Source organism: Marinilactibacillus sp. GCM10026970 (genome assembly GCF_042660675.1).
Classification (GTDB): domain Bacteria; phylum Bacillota; class Bacilli; order Lactobacillales; family Carnobacteriaceae_A; genus Marinilactibacillus.
Genome location: NZ_JBHSUL010000009.1, coordinates 70,097 through 87,402 on the forward strand (window position 1 = coordinate 70,097; position 17,306 = coordinate 87,402).

General features: G+C 37.3%; 15 protein-coding genes. 3 read left to right on the top strand and 12 right to left on the bottom strand.

What is annotated here, in order from left to right; all coding sequences use genetic code 11:
- Window positions 1–170 precede the first annotated feature (170 nt).
- The 6 genes from licT to purE all read right to left on the bottom strand — a co-directional run bounded on the left by licT (window position 171) and on the right by purE (window position 5,842).
- Window positions 171–1,007 (bottom strand): BglG family transcription antiterminator LicT, encoded by an 837-nt coding sequence (licT, locus tag ACFP65_RS03390; protein ID WP_379915881.1) that lies wholly within the window; start codon window positions 1,005–1,007, stop codon window positions 171–173.
- 330 nt (window positions 1,008–1,337) lie between these two features.
- A complete protein-coding gene (locus tag ACFP65_RS03395; protein ID WP_379915883.1) occupies window positions 1,338–2,330 on the bottom strand; it encodes a D-2-hydroxyacid dehydrogenase in 993 nt (330 codons plus the stop codon).
- A gap of 64 nt (window positions 2,331–2,394) precedes the next feature.
- Window positions 2,395–2,835: a hypothetical protein gene (locus ACFP65_RS03400; protein ID WP_379915885.1), complete on the bottom strand. Its 441-nt coding sequence runs from the start codon at window positions 2,833–2,835 to the stop codon at window positions 2,395–2,397.
- Between the two features lie 72 nt (window positions 2,836–2,907).
- Window positions 2,908–4,206, bottom strand: coding sequence for an adenylosuccinate lyase (purB, locus tag ACFP65_RS03405; RefSeq protein ID WP_379915887.1), 1,299 nt, complete (start codon window positions 4,204–4,206; stop codon window positions 2,908–2,910).
- Between the two features lie 30 nt (window positions 4,207–4,236).
- A complete protein-coding gene (gene purK, locus ACFP65_RS03410; RefSeq protein WP_379915888.1) occupies window positions 4,237–5,361 on the bottom strand; it encodes a 5-(carboxyamino)imidazole ribonucleotide synthase in 1,125 nt (374 codons plus the stop codon).
- Window positions 5,354–5,842, bottom strand: a complete 489-nt coding sequence (gene purE, locus ACFP65_RS03415; RefSeq protein WP_379915890.1) for a 5-(carboxyamino)imidazole ribonucleotide mutase — start codon at window positions 5,840–5,842, stop codon at window positions 5,354–5,356. The genes purK and purE overlap by 8 nt, the downstream gene beginning before the upstream one ends.
- Window positions 5,843–6,098: 256 nt before the next feature.
- Between purE and ACFP65_RS03420 the strand changes: the two genes are divergently transcribed.
- Together ACFP65_RS03420 and ACFP65_RS03425 are read left to right on the top strand one after the other, a co-directional pair.
- Entirely contained in the window at window positions 6,099–6,500 is a 402-nt protein-coding gene (locus ACFP65_RS03420) for a hypothetical protein (RefSeq protein ID WP_379915892.1), read from the top strand.
- A gap of 1,072 nt (window positions 6,501–7,572) precedes the next feature.
- A complete protein-coding gene (locus ACFP65_RS03425; RefSeq protein ID WP_379915894.1) occupies window positions 7,573–8,232 on the top strand; it encodes a helix-turn-helix domain-containing protein in 660 nt (219 codons plus the stop codon).
- Between the two features lie 67 nt (window positions 8,233–8,299).
- Here ACFP65_RS03425 and ACFP65_RS03430 read toward each other — a convergent pair whose 3' ends face one another.
- Complete coding sequence (locus ACFP65_RS03430) at window positions 8,300–8,794, bottom strand: DUF5626 family protein (protein ID WP_379915895.1); 495 nt, start codon at window positions 8,792–8,794, stop codon at window positions 8,300–8,302.
- Between the two features lie 328 nt (window positions 8,795–9,122).
- Here ACFP65_RS03430 and ACFP65_RS03435 point away from each other — a divergent pair, with 328 nt between their 5' ends.
- The gene (locus ACFP65_RS03435; RefSeq protein ID WP_379915897.1) at window positions 9,123–9,956 is read left to right on the top strand and encodes an HAD family hydrolase; all 834 of its coding nucleotides are present in this window, start codon (window positions 9,123–9,125) and stop codon (window positions 9,954–9,956) included.
- A gap of 99 nt (window positions 9,957–10,055) precedes the next feature.
- Here ACFP65_RS03435 and ACFP65_RS03440 read toward each other — a convergent pair whose 3' ends face one another.
- From ACFP65_RS03440 to ACFP65_RS03460, 5 genes are all read right to left on the bottom strand, one after another.
- A complete protein-coding gene (locus tag ACFP65_RS03440; RefSeq protein WP_379915899.1) occupies window positions 10,056–10,781 on the bottom strand; it encodes an amino acid ABC transporter ATP-binding protein in 726 nt (241 codons plus the stop codon).
- Entirely contained in the window at window positions 10,774–12,237 is a 1,464-nt protein-coding gene (locus ACFP65_RS03445) for an ABC transporter substrate-binding protein/permease (RefSeq protein WP_379915901.1), read from the bottom strand. Before ACFP65_RS03445 ends, ACFP65_RS03440 begins: the two co-directional genes overlap by 8 nt.
- A 430-nt stretch (window positions 12,238–12,667) precedes the next feature.
- A complete protein-coding gene (locus tag ACFP65_RS03450) occupies window positions 12,668–14,293 on the bottom strand; it encodes a glycoside hydrolase family 13 protein (protein WP_379915902.1) in 1,626 nt (541 codons plus the stop codon).
- A gap of 24 nt (window positions 14,294–14,317) precedes the next feature.
- Window positions 14,318–14,980 (bottom strand): beta-phosphoglucomutase, encoded by a 663-nt coding sequence (pgmB, locus tag ACFP65_RS03455; RefSeq protein ID WP_379915904.1) that lies wholly within the window; start codon window positions 14,978–14,980, stop codon window positions 14,318–14,320.
- A 56-nt stretch (window positions 14,981–15,036) separates the two neighbouring features.
- Complete coding sequence (locus tag ACFP65_RS03460; protein ID WP_379915906.1) at window positions 15,037–17,304, bottom strand: glycoside hydrolase family 65 protein; 2,268 nt, start codon at window positions 17,302–17,304, stop codon at window positions 15,037–15,039.
- Between the last annotated feature and the right edge of the window lie 2 nt (window positions 17,305–17,306).

Here is a 17,306-nt window from a genome sequence, read left to right on the forward strand (position 1 = left end):
ATTTTCCTTCTTTCTCGTTTTCTTATTTTTTTGAGTTTGGGTAATAAAAAAACCTAATTTAATAGTCGAGAATACAGTTTCCCCTTTTAAGAGAAAAATATATCTGACTATCAACTTAGGTTTTGCCTGCATTCAGTTTACTGAACCAGTAACAATCCATCTGTGATAGATTAATCTTCAGTTGTGACACGTTGGATATGAATCGCTAGATATAATTGCTCATCTGTAGTCAACGCCGCTCCTTGTGTCTTCAGCAGATATTCATTTATCCGCTCCGTACAGTTGAAGGCTTTTTCGTATTTACTTTTCACCTGATCGTATAAAAAGGTGTCCCCTGATTCTTTTCTTTCCTGTTGCAGCAACCGTCTTGCAAAATACTGAAGATGGGTTATGAACCGAGTATATTGAAAAGATTCTTCATTGAATGTTTTTCCATAATAATAGCTAACAATATTCAATATATCTTGGACCATCTCTGTCATTCGAATGGTTACTTGTAAATCTTGTTCGTCTTGTCTTGCATTTACAATGTGCAATGCAACCGCTGCTGCTTCTGACTCTGGTAACTGGATAGATAGGTTTTTTTCAACAAGTTCTAAAGCCTTCAGTCCGATTTCGTGTTCCACTTTGTAAAATCGTTTGATTTCCCAAGTCAATGGATTTTTGATGTCTAATCCATCTTTCGCCCGGCTAATCGCGTAACTTAAGTGATCTGGTAAAGTCAGGTAAATATGATTGCTGAGTCTAGCATGTAATATACCTTGAGCGTATTTAATGACGTTTGTTGCAATCTCAAGGATATCTGGATCAATGTCCCTATACAATGAGAGTAAATGCTCCATTACGTCTTGGCCTTCTGGAATAAACGTTTTCTCGATTTTATCTAACTCGATTTCGTCTCCTGTATGCTTTTGAAAAGCGATACCTCTTCCCATGACGACCATTTCTTGATTTGATTCGTTAAAAGCAAGTACTACGTTATTGTTCAACACTTTCTCAATTTTCATTTCACTAAACCGCCACCTCCGTTTAAATTTTTAATAAAAAAAAACCTAAACTCATCCCAAACCTACTATCAGCGACAATTCGCCCAAGAGTAGCTTTCAGATCAATTTAGGTTTTGCCCATACAACTTTGTTTGGTAACAATCCATTTCATTGAATCACTGCTGTATTTAATTGTTGATGTAACTATAACACGGTCTCAAAATTCTTGCAAGCGTTTTTTTCGTTTTATTTCGAAATTCTACCTCTTTACTTGTCTACTAGGCTTTTCCATTTCTAATTCAACTCTATTTAAAGAGGCTTTTTTGTCTTTCTCTAAGCCTCTCTGACTGATTAGTACACTTCGTTTTTGCTTTCTTCAGTTTGGAGTATTTCTAGTGCACTTCCTAATGAAATATCGACCATATTTTGAACGGCAACGGTTGTGTAGAATCCGATATGAGGTGTAATCAATACATTGTTCATGCTCATCAACGCTTCAAGATCTCGGTCTGGTAAGGATTGATTTTTAAAATTGAAATTAAAGAAGTGTTGCTCGTTCGGTAAGGTATCTAAAGCGGCTCCCGCAATCTTTTTCTCTTTTAAGGCTTTGATTAACGCTTTGATATCGACTATCGGACCTCGAGCAGCATTTATCAAGTACGCATCTGATTTCATTTGTGTCAGTGCTTCAGCATCAATTAACTGAGTCGTTGATTCATTTAATGGGACATGTAAGCTCACAATATCTGCTTTTTCTAAAACAGATTGCTGATCTTGTTCATAAGTAAGGATTTCTTTAAGTTCTTCTCTAACGATTGGATCATACGCAATTACATTCGCACCCAAGGCATTGAATAAACGAGCAGCTGTCCCACCAATTTTTCCTGCACCGATAATCCCCACCGTCAGGGTATTAATTTCTTTTGCAATCATTCCGCCCCAACGAAAATCTCCATTATTCATCTGATCTTCAACAATTGGATTATTACGAATTAATCTTAGTGCCTGCATAACGACTAGTTCTGCGACTGATGTTGGAGAATACGCTGGAACATTGGTGACTTTTAAGTGGTACTTTTTTGCTAGATTTAAATTTATAATATCATAGCCAGCAGTCCGCAAAGCAATCTGTTTGATCCCAAAAGATTCTAATTTGCGGTAAATTTCTTCATCTGTTACGTCTATCCTTTGCTGCAGACATACACCTGAATAACCTTCCACCAGATCCACTGTTTCGAGCGTCAAAGGGTCTGTTACCGTTATAACTTCTGCTCCATTGCGCTTTTCCCATGCTTTTACAGCTGGTTTTTCATCTTCTCTGACACTAAACATAATCAACTTCATTAATCTCATTCTCCACTCTATACTTGTTGAAACTAGTTTAGCATCGGTCATTGACTTACTCAACTCAAGTGACTGTTTCCTCGCTGATTCTAGATTCTATACTCAATAGGTCTCCCGTCTCTTCAATACTGTAAGTTTCTACTAAATCCTTGTTAGCAACTATAAAAAGTGGACTTTCTAAATCATCTTGAGACCCTTCCCAGTCATGCTCAAATAGGAAATCGGTGACTTGGTCTACTTTATCTAGTTTCGTTAAGTAATCTTCATAGTGATCACAAACAAACAGCTGAAATCTGTACTTTCCGTTAATTTTCTCAGCAACTTCTTTTATAATCTTAGTGATTTCTTTTCCTTGCTTTGACTGATTAAAATAACGTCTATACTGTAACACTTCTGCTATTGGATCTTTTTCAGGGATTTCATTGTATCCAATGTATCCCTCGTTTAGTAACTGATTAACTATTTTCTTTTTAGCTTTGAGATATTTAATAAGTGTTGCTTCCATTCTTAGTACCACCCTTTTCTAAGTATATAAAAAGTCCTCTGCATAGATTGTTATCTACACAGAGGAATTTTTCTATTCGCCTAAACCGACTCTTTCAAATATTTCATTTACATTTTTCAAATGGTAATTGTAATCAAACGCTTCTTCGACTTCTTCACCCGATAGATGAGACATGACCGTTTCATCTTGTTCAATCAAAGTCCGGAAATCTTTCTGCTCATCCCATGCAACTGCTGTAAGTGGTTGGACTAAGTCATAAGCGGCTTCGCGGCTAAGACCTTTATCAATCAGCTTCAGTAATACGCGTTGGCTATAAATCAAGCCAAGTGTTGCATCCATATTGCGCTTCATATTCTCAGGGAATACTGTTAGATTACGAACAATATTTGAGAAACGATTCAGCATATAGTTCAGTAGCGTTGTGCTATCCGGTAAAATAATACGTTCCGCTGAAGAATGTGAAATGTCTCTTTCGTGCCATAACGTTACATTCTCGTAAGCTGTCACCATGTGTCCACGAATAACGCGCGCAAGACCAGCCATATTTTCGGACCCGATTGGGTTTCGTTTATGCGGCATTGCTGAAGAGCCTTTTTGTCCTTTAGCAAAGCCTTCTTCAACTTCTCTTGTTTCTGATTTTTGAAGTCCTCTAATTTCAGTTGCGAACTTCTCTACACTTGTCGCGATCAAAGCGATAGAACTGACATACTCTGCATGCAAATCACGCGGTAAGACTTGCGTTGAAATTTCTTGTGGACGAGTACCTAATTTTTCGCAGACATATTTCTCAACGAATGTTGGAATATTCGCAAATGTTCCAACGGCTCCACTGATTTTCCCCGCTTCTACGCCTTCAGCCGCATGTTCAAAACGCTCGATATGACGTTTCATTTCTGAATACCAAAGCGCTAGTTTCAACCCAAATGTTGTCGGCTCTGCATGAACCCCATGCGTTCTACCCATTGTCACAGTATGCTTATGCTCTTTGGCTTTTTCACCAATGACTTCAAAAAGTGTTTGAAGGTCTTTACGCAAAATATCGTTGACTTGTTTTAACTGATATCCGTAAGCTGTATCGACGACATCTGTACTGGTCAAACCGTAGTGTACCCACTTTTTCTCTTCTCCCAAAGATTCTGATACCGCGCGTGTGAAAGCCACAACATCGTGTCTAGTTTCTTTTTCAATTTCTAAAATACGCTCAATATCAAAAGAAGCATTTTCGCGAATTTTTTTTACATCTTCTTTAGGAATTTCTCCAAGTTCTGCCCAAGCTTCATCTGCCAAAATTTCTACTTCAAGCCATGTATTGTAGCGGTTTTCTTCTGACCATAATTGTTTCATTTCAGGTCTAGTGTAACGTTCGATCATCTGATTACTCCTCTTTTTTACGCTATAGGTTCAGGATTTCCATATCCCAGTTTCTTCAATTTCACCCACAGTCTGATTTACGTCGTCTGTAAGAATGGTGACGTGACCCATCTTACGGCCAATTTTCGATTCTGATTTTCCGTAATCATGGATATGCCAGCTAGGATGCTGTTCATTCAACTCAAGTGCTGCTTCTAGATGTTCACCCAAAATATTGACCATAACTGCGGGTTTCAATAACTTAACTTCTGGAAGGCTGTAGCCGCAGATTGCTCTTATGTGCATATCAAATTGCGAATCTGTACACGCTTCAATGGAATAATGACCAGAGTTATGCGGTCTAGGTGCCAGTTCATTTGCATAAATTTTCCCCTGTTCTGTCACAAAGAGCTCAATACCTAGTACGCCTACCAATTTCAGCTGATCCGCAATCGTTTCAGCAATCTGCTTAACTTCTTTCTGTAAATCTTTGGATATTCTTGCCGGTACAATACTTTTCAGTAAAATATTATTCTGGTGGATATTTTCAGAAACAGGAAATACAGAAATCATGCCTCTTTCATTTCTTGTTACCATAACAGAGACTTCCATTTGAAAGGATACCCACTTTTCAAGAATGCAGGTTCCTTGTTCAAGCAAAGTTGCGGCCGATTCAATATCTGAAGGTTGCTTCAGCACAAACTGACCTTTCCCATCATATCCTCCTTGGATCGTTTTCAGAACTGAAGGATAGCCTAATGCCTCACTCTGATTCTTTAAATCTTCTATAGAATCAATTTTAGCATAGGATGCAACTGGAATGCCCGATTTTTTTAAGAACTCTTTTTCTTTTAACCGATTTTGAGTAATGAGTAATAAGTCTGTGCCTTGAGGTACATGAACCTGATCCATAACGCGATCAATCGTACTAGCATCTACGTTTTCGAATTCATAAGTCAACACGTCGCACTGTTTCGCTAGTTTCAATAGAGCTTCCTCATCATCGTAACTTGCTTCAATATGCCAGTCCGCTACTTGAGCAGTCGGACAATTTGCAGTAGGATCTAAAACACCTACTCTATAGCCTCTTTCTTTCGCAGAAAAAGCCATCATACGTCCTAGTTGACCTCCACCAATAATGCCTATCGTACTATGTGGTTTGATCCAATTAGACAAGCTCTTCACTACTTTCTATTACAGTTTGTTTTAATCCTTCTCTACGTGATTCCACTCTGTCAGCTATTTCAAAATTCGTCGTCCCTAGTATCTGTGCTGCAAGTAAACCAGCATTGGTCGCTCCAGCTTTTCCAATTGCTACTGTCGCTACAGGAACGCCTCCTGGCATTTGTACAATAGAAAGTAAAGAATCCAGTCCATTCAATGCACGAGACTGCACTGGAACACCAATTACTGGTAAAGTCGTTTTAGCAGCAACCATACCTGGAAGATGAGCAGCCCCACCTGCGCCAGCGATAATCACTTTAATTCCTTTACTTCTTGCTGACTCTGCAAACTCAAACATCAAGTCAGGTGTACGGTGTGCAGACACAACGGTTTTACTGTATTCAATTTCCAGTTCATCTAGAATCTCACAAGTATATTTCATAGTTTCCCAGTCTGACTTACTTCCCATAATTACAGCTACTTCTACAGACATGATGCGCCTCCTACAGATTGATATTTATACTGTTTATAAACAATTCTTCTATATTCTAGCAATAATCTCTTCATTTAAAAAGCATTAATCGAACTTTAATCAATTAAAAATATAAAATGTTCGTTTTTAATTTGAAATACATTCGATAATATACTCTTACAAATAGAGATAAAAATTAAAAATATGATTTACGACCATGTTTTTTAGCACACCTGAAGCTTTTCAGAGTATACTAGCGACAAAGGAGTTCGATAGTATGAGTGATCGAGATAGACAAAACAAGCACGATAGAGATAGTAATATTAGTAGCTCTATGTATTCAAGGGTGAACATTGGTAACAATTTAAACAACAGTAGGAACGGAACGCGCCACACTGATATTGCAGGTAGCATGAATAATCCGGATGAAAAACTTAAAAATACCCGTTCAAGTTCTCGTTCATTTCTTTACACTGTATTATTTTTTCTGTTAGGTATTGGTTTTAGTTTCGCTTATATGTATTTATCGGCGTTGTTGTTTAATGATTACTTGACTAGCCCAGAATCAAAAGAACTACTCCCTACAATATTCTCTCTCACTTTGCCCTTTGTGTTGGGCTTTTTAAGTGCAAAAGGCTTATTAGCTTTAGTAGCCAAATTCACTAGAATACCTCTCTAGTATGTTTATTTAAGTAAGATAAAAAGAGTTAAGACAACGAGGGGTGAACGTCGTTGTCTTAACTCTTTTTCTGTACGATTCTCATTGTAAATTATGCCTATATCAAACAAGACAACCACTCTTTTTGTTACCAACAATATCCTTCGCTTTTGTGATTAGCTGATTAATTATAGTTCATTGAATTAACGATTAAAAGACACTGTATATCTTTTTAATAACACAAGTGCAGTGAATTGCAGTAAGATCACTACGATCCATAAATATTGAAAATTTGATATCAAGTTAGAACAGAGCGTAGCTAATATAACGAGCATCACACAGATCTTTGTAATCCTTTGTAGCTTCTTTGACTGAAGACATTTGGACTCTAATTCTAAATACGCGATGAACTTTGAAAACAGGTAAAGTGGGTAAACGAACAGGTAAATATGCACAAATAACAAAGTTGCTGCTAATAAATAAGCGTCTATGTAGTTAAAGGTGATGTTGTCAATTGAAACTCCAAAGATCCGACAAAACAATAAAACCAAGTTCAGCGTAAGGTAAAACCAAAGTGAATCTTTCATGTATAATTCATCCGCTTCTTCACTGTTTTCAATACCCAAGCGTAAGAAAAGGTACCCAATAAAATTTGTACCAATATAGATTAAACTATAGTCAAACAACGTGAAGTTAAATTTTAGAAAAAGCAACAAAAAACCGGATAAGATTAAATACATAGTCTGTCCTTTCTGGATCATTTTTTCAATTATTATCATTAGTCATTATTGTATCTAATTATGATTATGCACAAACGAAACGAATAGGGGGAGCAACGCTTCGTTGCCCCTCTTAAAACACTTGATATATCAACGTTTTATTGGTTAAATTTTAAAAACCATTTTCCACTAATTCGACTTACTGTGACAACTATTTTACTTTATCAAGGAGTGACCCAGTCTCTTTATTTTGAAGTGAATCGTCAAATAAAACAAAAAGTCATATTTGTTCAATATAAACTGAAAAGAACAGAACAAAGCCTTTCCTTGCATTAATCTATATAGTAAAATAATCAGTAAATAAGGAGGTGATTATGATGGAATTTCCAGAAAGACTCAAACAGTTGCGTCTGAATGGAGGCTATTCACAAACGGCGCTTGCAAATGAGCTTTATGTCACGCGTCAAGCTATTTCTAAATGGGAACGTGGTCTTGGTAAGCCGGATCATGAAACGCTAAAACAAATTGGTTGTTTTTTCAATATTTCAATAGATAACTTATTAAGTGATTCAGCCGATCTAGAACCTGATTTAGAACCGATTTCTACTGGGGTTGTCTTAGAACAAGCTCCACCTTTGAATACTGTAGCTGAGGAAACCTACATAACCGAACCTGTCGAGAAAGAAAGTAATCTCTCTAGTCCGTCTTTAAAAGACCGTTTGAACATTCGCTTAAAATCACTAGATAGTCATTTTATGATGATGAGTTTGATCTCTCTATTTCCTATAGTCATTCATCCAGCGACGCTTCTATTATCTTTTCCAATTATGTTATTGGCTTATTCTTATAAGAAAAAACGTGTTTATTATGCTTTAGCTATTATTGCTTCTCTCTTATTAGTATCACTTGAAACTTATGGCTATTTTGGTGCTAAGTTTGGCTGGTTTACCAATTACGAAGTGATTCTTTTAGATGAAGATCTTGAAAATATTCAGGTTGATGAATCCGTTAAAGATGAAAATATTTCTAATTGACGACGTTTAAAACAAATTAACTGCTTATACACTACTGTCTTCCAAACTCTGTGTATGAGTAGTTTTTTTATTTTGAAATAATGAGTTGATTCCCACTAATCGTCGAAATCAATGTTCCACTTTTGTCCGTCCCGATTAAAGGACTGACTTTAAACTCTAGCCGTGCTCTTTTATTGGAACTTTCTCTGATCAGTTTTCTTTGCAATACTTTTCCAGAAAATGGTGTGACTTTAGATTCGAATGCTCTAGTGATGAGTCGATTATTTACCGTAATCTTATAACTTGCATCCCAGTACAGTGGCAGCGAACCTTTTATTAAGTAAGTTTTGTTTTCTAGCGCTAATGATGAACTAAGCCTATCGAAAGATTGTCTTTGTAGGGGCTCATCGATTTCAACTATTGTTACCAATAAATCAGTACCTGATTCTGTTTCTATATAAGCAGACTGTTCTCCTCCAACTTGCATATCATATGAAAAAACTTCGCTGGCTTCGACTGATTGATTCATCAAAAGTGCACCCCAACCCATAGCCCAAATGGACGCTAATAATACTGTTTTCATTTTTATCCCCCTTTTATTTTTTATTATATCTCTCTATTACTCAGAAGAAAGAACTATCCTCTTTTAAGGGGGCAACGATTCGTTTCCCCCTTGACATCATGCGGTTTTCGGGAGTTAACGGTCAATGCTCTATTCAATACTTGCATTGGAATTGAATACGAATATTTATAATTTTTATAGATTTAAAAGTGTTTATCTTGCTTAAAGTTTTTGATTCAGTTGAACTCTTATAGAGAATAGCTTACGATTGTGTAGTAAGTATTCAAAGATTTGAAAAATTATTTTCTATTTAATACTTAAAGTAAGCATATGACGAAGAGGTGAACGTATGGAAAAGCAATTAATATTTCTAGATGTAGATGGAACACTTTGTACTTCAGAAGGGACCGTTTCTACACGCACTAAAGAAGCAATTCAAAAAGCACATGCAAATGGCCACCGCTTTTTTATCTGCACAGGCAGATCGAAAGCAGAGTTAACCGACGAAGTTTTATCTTTACCGATTAACGGTATTATCGGAGCAGGCGGAGGATACTGCGAAGTCGATGGTAAAGTTGTCTTCCACAAAGTTCTAGAAAAAGAAGGACTACTCGATTTAGTGTCTTATTTAAAAGAAAATAAAGTAGAGTATTACCTAGAATCTAACGATGGTCTCTTCGCAAGTACAAACTTGAAAAACTTACTCAACGAAATGACGTTAAGAGACAACCCTGATAAAGGTCCGGAAGCACTCAAAGCAATTACATGGTTCACGGATTTATTGATTGAAGACGAGAGTCAGATTGATTATGATCACATTAATAAACTAAGTTTTGTTAACCAGACGATTCCTTTTCAAAATATATTTGATCGATTCAGTTCTGATTTCCAAGTTATTCCGTCAACAGTCCCGGCTTTCGGTGAAGAAAGTGGCGAAGTTGGCGTTAAAAATATTCATAAGCAAACCGCTATAGAATACGTACTGCATTACATGAACGAAAATAAAGCCCACACAATGGCCTTTGGTGATGGTCATAATGACGTCGAGATGTTTGCCGCTGTCCGTTACGGTATTGCAATGGAAAATGCCAGTGAACAATTGCTGGCTGTTGCAGATGAAGTGACGACATCAAACAATTCTGACGGTATCGCCATTGCATTAGAGCGTCATAGATTAATTTAAGCTATTACGATGGAAACGCTAAAAAACACCTTAGAAACTTTATCAGGTAAAGTTTCTAAGGTGTTTTTGGTGCCCTTCGTTCTAGTTAAGGATTAATTTTTAAAGAATTTTCGCTAAGAAATCCTTTGTTCTTGGATGTTGAGGATTCTGGAATATTTCGTCCGGTGTGCCTTGTTCAACAATATAACCATCATCCATAAACAAAACGCGATCCGCTACTTCTCTTGCAAATCCCATTTCGTGCGTTACAACAACCATGGTCATCCCCGATTTAGCCAATTGGTTCATAACGTTCAGAACTTCTCCTACCATCTCAGGATCCAGAGCCGAAGTCGGTTCATCAAACAGCATGACGTCAGGATCCATTGCTAAAGCACGTGCAATCGCCACACGCTGCTTTTGTCCACCAGACAAACTAGATGGATAAGCTTCTAACTTGTCGCCTAAGCCTACTTGCTTAAGTAATTGACCAGCTTTTTCCTCTGCCTTAGATTTATCTATTCCTTTACTTTGTACCGGTGAAATCATTAGATTTTTCTGTACAGTCATATGCGGGAATAAATTAAATTGTTGGAAAACCATCCCCATTTTTTGACGCAATTGATTCAAATCCTGCTCTTTTAATCCAGTCAACGGTGTGCCCTCGAATACTATTTCCCCATCAGTAGGTTCTTCCAATAAATTCAAGCAGCGCAAGAATGTTGACTTCCCGGAACCAGAAGGACCGATAACAACAACAACTTCCCCCTGATTAATTTCTTCATTGATATCTTTTAAAACTTCATTTTTCCCAAATGATTTTTTTAAATGTTTCACACTAATCATGATTCATTCTCCCTTCAAAATAGTTCAAGATTTTCGTTAACGTAAATGTCAGGAAGAAATAGACCATCATCGTTACAAACAGTGGCAAAATTCCCTTGAAAGATGCAGAACGAACGATTCTTGTTTGGAAAATTAGCTCACCGACACCAATAACTGATACAATTGACGATTCTTTAATAATGGTAATGAATTCATTCCCAAGCGCTGGCCAGATGTTCTTTAATGCTTGCGGGAATAAGATATACCGCATTGTTTGGTTTTTACTCATTCCTAAACTACGAGCTGCTTCAGATTGACCCGAGTCGACCGAATTCAACCCACCACGGATAATCTCACAGATATATGCCCCACTGTTTAGTGAAACTGCAATGATCCCTGCTGTCAGTGCTGGAAGATCAAAGAACACGCCTGCACCAAAGTAGATGAACATGACTTGAATCATCAAAGGTGTTCCTCTAATAAATTCTACATAAGAAGATGCAAGGAAACGAATCACGAAGTTTTTCGCCAGTCTCATGAGAGATAAAATAAAACCAAGTACCATCCCTACTAATACACTGATCACTGAGATCAGAATTGTCACATACATTCCATCAGCAAAGTATGTCCAATAAGTGCCTAGAAAATTGTCAGATACATCTTCTTCTGATGTACCCGCCATATATTCTCCAGCCGTTCCAAGATATTCTTCAATCAGATTCTGGTCTAAGATTTCTCCTAAACTTTCATTGACTGCTGCTGCTAGAGAGTCTTCTCCAATGCGCATGGCAATCGCTGAACCTTGGTCTTGCTCATCTAATTCAAAGTCTCCTTCGAATGTGTATAGTGTATTGTCATTTTCAGCGTGAGCCACTGCGTTTGGCCCTTGCATCACGATGGCTTCAATACGGTTTGTCTGTAAAGCTAGAATCAAGTCATTAATGTTCCCCAATTGCATTAATTCAACATCTGGAATTTGTTCTGCCAATTGCTCTTGCAGCGAAGCTGTCTGAACACCAACTTTTTGACCTCTTAAAGATTCTACGGAATCATAAATACCTTTGTCTTCCGCTTGAACCATGATGTTCTGGAATGTCTGGTAATAGATATCAGAGAAGTTTACACTTTGCCGACGTTCTGCCGTAGGTGTCATTCCTGCAACAATCATATCGATATTGTTGGCTTCAAGAGCCGGAATTAAACTATCGAATTCCATATCTCTGATGACAAGTTCGACACCCATATCATCCGCAATTTTTTGAGCGATTGACATATCCATACCAACGATTTGCTGTTCACCGTCAACTTCTGCATAGAATTCAAACGGTGGGAAATCTCCACTTGTACCAATAACAAGTTGTCCCTTCTCTTGTACACGGTCTAATGAACCATCTTCCGCGTAAACCGACTGTGTCGGGACTAGAAGTGTTACTGCCAAAATAAAAAAGGCTATAAATGCTTTAAACGATTTCTTCATCTGTTTGTCTCCCCTGATACTAAGATCAATGTATTTGTATACTTTCCGTATAATCCAACCTCTTGTTTTATAAGAGGTGTTGAAAAGAATCATACCATCATATAAATAATTATGCAATATAATAAATATAAAATTGTATACAAACGTGATTTACAGAAATAATATACATTTAAATTGTATATTATAATTTCTAATTATTCATATAATTTTGGATCACTTATATCTATGCACTTTTTTTATGTATACCTATACAAAACGTAAATTACGAGGTTCTTTTATTATTTCTTATCAATTATCTATCTAATCACGATGTATAAATACCTATTAGTATTCATCTTATTTCAAATGTTCATTTAAAAATATACTTCATATTTCAGACAAAAAAACCATCTAGATTCAATTAAATCTAGATGGTTTTTTTTAATAAACGTTACTGATTATCGTTTTCTATCACAAAACATTCATACGGTTTTAATGTCCATTCAGTTGAGTCAGCTTGTTTTCTATTATAATTACTGAATCGTATACTGGCTTTTTCCGATGTTTCTGGCAATTCAATCGATACGAATTCTTTTGAAAGATTCGCTACGACGATGACTTTATTGCCTTTATGCGTTCTTTCATAAGCAAATATTTGCTGGTGATTTGGAAGTAATAATTTATATTCTCCTAAAACGACTGTTTCATTTTCTTTTCTGTATTGAATCAACTCTTTGTATGTGTAAAAAATTGATTCTTGATCAGCTAGTGCTTGCTCGACATTAATTTTATCGTGGTTCGTATTGACCGCAATCCACGGTGTTCCTTTTGAAAAGCCAGCATTCATTTTGTCATTCCATTGCATGGGTGTTCGAGCATTATCTCGACCTTTATGGTTAATGGCGTTTAACACATCTTCTGACTGTTTCCCGTTTTCAAGTTCTTCTTTGTACATATTGATACTTTCAATATCTTTGACTTCTGAGATATCTTTTATCAGACGATTCGTCATTCCAATCTCTTCACCTTGATAAATGTAAGGCGTCCCTTTCATCAAATGGAGTAGAACTGCGAAACATTTTGCGCTTTCCACACGGTATTCTTGATCATTTCCCCATCTTGAAACGACTCTAGGTGTGTCGTGATTATTCCAGAACAGACTGTTCCAAGCCGACTCACTTAACGCTGTCTGCCATTTGGATAAGACAGTTTTCAGCTCTATTAAGTCGAGCTCTTTGAGTGCCCACTTACTTTCAGGTTCTTGATCTAAAGTGATATGTTCAAACTGGAAAACCATAGACAGTTCATCCCGATCCGCTCCAGAAAATAACTTTGCATTTTCAGGTGTCGCACTCCAAGTCTCACCAACTGTCATGACGTCGTACTGCCCAAACGTCTCTCGATTCATTTCTTGTAAGAACTCATGTAATCTTGGACCCTTATCTGTGATCTTTTCATCTGGTACTTTTCCGATCAAATCAATAACGTCCATTCGAAACCCGCCAATACCTTTTTCAAGCCAGAAGTTCATCATATCGTAGATATCCTGACGCATTTTGGGATTTTCCCAATTTAAGTCTGGTTGTTTTTTACTGAACAAGTGTAGATAATACTGCTGACTCTTCTCGTCAAAGGCCCACGCTGATCCGCTAAAAGTGGATTTTAAATCATTAGGTTTCTTACCATCAACTGGATCTCTCCAGATATAATAGTCTCTATATTTAGCATTTACGCCACTTTTAGCATCTTTGAACCATTCGTGTTCGTCACTTGTATGATTGACTACTAAATCCATTACGATACGAATGGACCTCTTTTTTGCTTCTTCGATTAATTCGTCCATATCCTTCATCGTTCCGAATTCTGGATGAATTGCTTGATAGTCACTGATATCATAACCATTGTCATCATTTGGAGACTGATAAACTGGGCTTAACCATACTGCATCAACCCCTAATTCTTCTAGGTAATCTAAACGTTGAATGATGCCTCTGATGTCACCTACGCCGTCTCCATTTGAATCTTGAAAACTTCTAGGGTAAATTTGATAGACTACTGCATTTTGCCACCACTTCACATCTTCACTTCCTTCAAAATTGTTTTAATGAGCTTCCGCTTTTTCAACTAATGTCTTTAAATCAAGTTCAGCTGTCTGTTCAACAAAATAATCAGCAGCTTTCATTGACTCTTTTGAGCCAACACCGACAGAAAACATCCCTGCACGGTTGATGGCTTCAATGCCTGCTTCTGCATCTTCAATACCAATACACTCAGCAGGTGACAGTCCTAACAAGTCAGCACCTTTATGGAAAATTTCAGGAGAAGGTTTTCCTTGTTTCAAGCTAGCAGGATCAACGATCCCTACAAACTGATCTTTGACTTGTAAGTGTTCAAGAATTGTTGGTGCATTTTTACTTGCTGAGGCTACCGATAATTTGATATTCATCTCCCGTGCATCCATTAGCAATTGTTCCATCCCTGGACAAAGATCTGCTGGGGTGATGTTTTCAATAAAGGTTTTGTACTCTTCGTTTTTTCTCGTTGCCAGTTCCTGTTTTTCTTCTTCTGTATAGGTTTTTTCCTTTTCTCCATGTTTCAAAATTAATTCTAAAGATTCCGTACGGCTGATACCTTTTAACTGCTCGTTAAAGACACGATCGATTTTAATTCCAATTTTTTCTGCTAGCGATTTCCAAGCGAGATAGTGATATTCCGCTGTGTCCGTGATCACACCGTCCAAATCTAAAACAAGACCTTTAATCATTTCAATCTCCTCAATCTTTGACTTTGCATTATCAAATTATTTCAACTTGTTCTAATTTATTGAATTTCTATCGTTACAGAATCTTCCAGCGTGACTGGCTTACCAAATACTTCAAAATCCAGTACTTCTCCCGCTTCTAAGCGAAAAGTCACAGCTGCTTTTTCAACTGTTACACTGAGCAACCTTTCTCGATAATTCAATTTAAAGGCATATGCATTCCATTGATCTGGACAATACGGAGCAAACGATAAGCTTCCTGTTTGAGTTCGCATACCTGCAAAGCCTTGAACGATTGACAACCAACCTCCACTCATGGAAGTGATATGAAGTCCATCTTCTGTATCATTGTTGTAGTTATCAAGGTCCAATCTTGCTGTTCTTTCATACATTTCAAATGCTTTTTCTTTTTTGCCGAGTTCAGAGGCTAGGATGGAATGAACCAATGGAGATAAAGAAGATTCATGAACCGTTAGTGGCTCATAGAAATTAAAGTTCTGTTCTTTCTCAGCTTGACTATAGTTGTGATTCAAGAAATAAATCCCTTGTAAGACATCTGCTTGTTTAATAAAAGGTGATCTTAAAATCTTGTCCCAAGACCAGTTCTGGTTGATTGGGCGTTCTGACGGGTCCAGTGTGTCAACCGGTCTCAAGTCTTTATCTAAAAATGAATCATGCTGCACGAAGATATTGAGCTCTTCGTCTTTAGGCAAATACATTTTTTCAGCAATTTCTTTCCATTGTTTCTGTTCTGCTTCACCGATATTTAACTCTTGAAGCTTCTCACTGGTTACTTTGGTTAACGTTTCTAATGTATAATTCAGACACCATTTTGCCATTGTGTTAGTATACCAGTTGTTACTAACGTTATTTTCATATTCATTTGGTCCGGTTACACCATGAATCATGTACTGTTTATTTCTAGCAGAATAGTGAACACGATCAGCCCAGAATCTAGAAATTCCTACAAGCACATCCACACCTTGGTTTAACAGGTAGTCTTCATTACCTGTATACGTCGTATAGTTGAAAATACCATGTGCAATTGCTCCGTTACGGTGAATTTCTTCAAAAGTAATCTCCCATTCATTGTGGCACTCGATTCCAGTGAATGTCACCATTGGATACAACGCACCTTTAAGCCCTTGTTTTGCTGCATTCTCGTAAGCTTGTTCTAATTGATTGTGGCGGTAAACCAGTAATTGTCTAAAGGTCTCTTCATTTGTAACCGATAAGTACATCGGCAAAATACAAGCTTCTGTATCCCAGTAAGTAGCGCCTCCGTATTTTTCACCTGTGAAACCTTTTGGACCTACATTTAGTCTTGGGTCTTCTCCGTAATACGTTGAGAATAACTGGAAGATATTGAACCGAATGCCTTGCTGACTTGCATCATCTCCACTAATTTGAACATCTGCATTATTCCATCGTATGTCCCATTCAGCTAAATGCTCTTCTAAAACTTTTTGAAATCCTTTATTTGTAGCATCTTGTAAAATTTGCTCAGCTTGTTGAACTTGTTTTTCAGCTTCTACATCCCGGCTTGTTACGACCGCTATGCATTTGGTCAATTCTAACTGCTCCCCCGTTTCAAGCTTGTAGAAGAAACGCTCACCAACATACATGGACTGCTCTTTTTCAAGGTCTTTCGATTCTGCTTTTGATTGATTATGCATCATTGTTGTAACGGTAAATCGCTCTGTACCGAAGGGATTTTCTTTTGTTTTCGTTTGTAAGAAAGGGAGTGGTTGATGCCCTTTTTCAAGTTCGATCCAAAATTGTTCTTCGTAATTACTATCTTCATTTGTCACGTTACCATCTAAATGTGGAATCAACGTAATTTCAGCTGCTCCAGAAAGCATCTCTGCTTCCAATTTAACAACGGCAAGTTCTTTAGTATGCGCACTAACGAATCGCGTAAAGTGAAATAAGATTTCTAATTGCTCTTTTTTCCATTTAAAAGAGCGTCTTAGAACGCCTTCTTTCATATCTAGTTCTATTTTGAACTGCTCAACGGTATCAACGGCAAGGTCTACTTTATGTTCATCCACATAAATATCGATTGGGATAAAGTTCGTTGCGTTGATCACTTTTCCAAAATAGTCTGGATAGCCGATTTTCCACCAGCCAACTTTTGTTTTGTCTGGGAACCAAACACCAGCAATATAGGTTCCGATATGCGAATCTCCAGAATAGCCTTCTTCATAATTTCCTCTTAAACCCATATACCCATTACCAATAGAAGTCAGACTCTCCTGCAGCCTTTTATTCTCTCCCACTGTATCTGAAGTCAGTTTCCATGGGTCAATTCCAAATAGTCTCTCCATTT

Bases quoted from the DNA above. Each gene is read 5' to 3' on its own strand.
- ACFP65_RS03440 (WP_379915899.1), bottom strand. From the start codon at position 10,781: ATGATTAGTGTGAAACATTTAAAAAAATCATTTGGGAAAAATGAAGTT.
- ACFP65_RS03420 (WP_379915892.1), top strand. From the start codon at position 6,099: ATGAGTGATCGAGATAGACAAAACAAGCACGATAGAGATAGTAATATT.
- pgmB (WP_379915904.1), bottom strand. From the start codon at position 14,980: ATGATTAAAGGTCTTGTTTTAGATTTGGACGGTGTGATCACGGACACA.
- ACFP65_RS03395 (WP_379915883.1), bottom strand. From the start codon at position 2,330: ATGAAGTTGATTATGTTTAGTGTCAGAGAAGATGAAAAACCAGCTGTA.
- ACFP65_RS03425 (WP_379915894.1), top strand. From the start codon at position 7,573: ATGATGGAATTTCCAGAAAGACTCAAACAGTTGCGTCTGAATGGAGGC.
- ACFP65_RS03400 (WP_379915885.1), bottom strand. From the start codon at position 2,835: ATGGAAGCAACACTTATTAAATATCTCAAAGCTAAAAAGAAAATAGTT.
- purE (WP_379915890.1), bottom strand. From the start codon at position 5,842: ATGTCTGTAGAAGTAGCTGTAATTATGGGAAGTAAGTCAGACTGGGAA.
- purB (WP_379915887.1), bottom strand. From the start codon at position 4,206: ATGATCGAACGTTACACTAGACCTGAAATGAAACAATTATGGTCAGAA.
- ACFP65_RS03430 (WP_379915895.1), bottom strand. From the start codon at position 8,794: ATGAAAACAGTATTATTAGCGTCCATTTGGGCTATGGGTTGGGGTGCA.
- licT (WP_379915881.1), bottom strand. From the start codon at position 1,007: ATGAAAATTGAGAAAGTGTTGAACAATAACGTAGTACTTGCTTTTAAC.
- ACFP65_RS03460 (WP_379915906.1), bottom strand. From the start codon at position 17,304: ATGGAGAGACTATTTGGAATTGACCCATGGAAACTGACTTCAGATACA.
- ACFP65_RS03435 (WP_379915897.1), top strand. From the start codon at position 9,123: ATGGAAAAGCAATTAATATTTCTAGATGTAGATGGAACACTTTGTACT.
- ACFP65_RS03445 (WP_379915901.1), bottom strand. From the start codon at position 12,237: ATGAAGAAATCGTTTAAAGCATTTATAGCCTTTTTTATTTTGGCAGTA.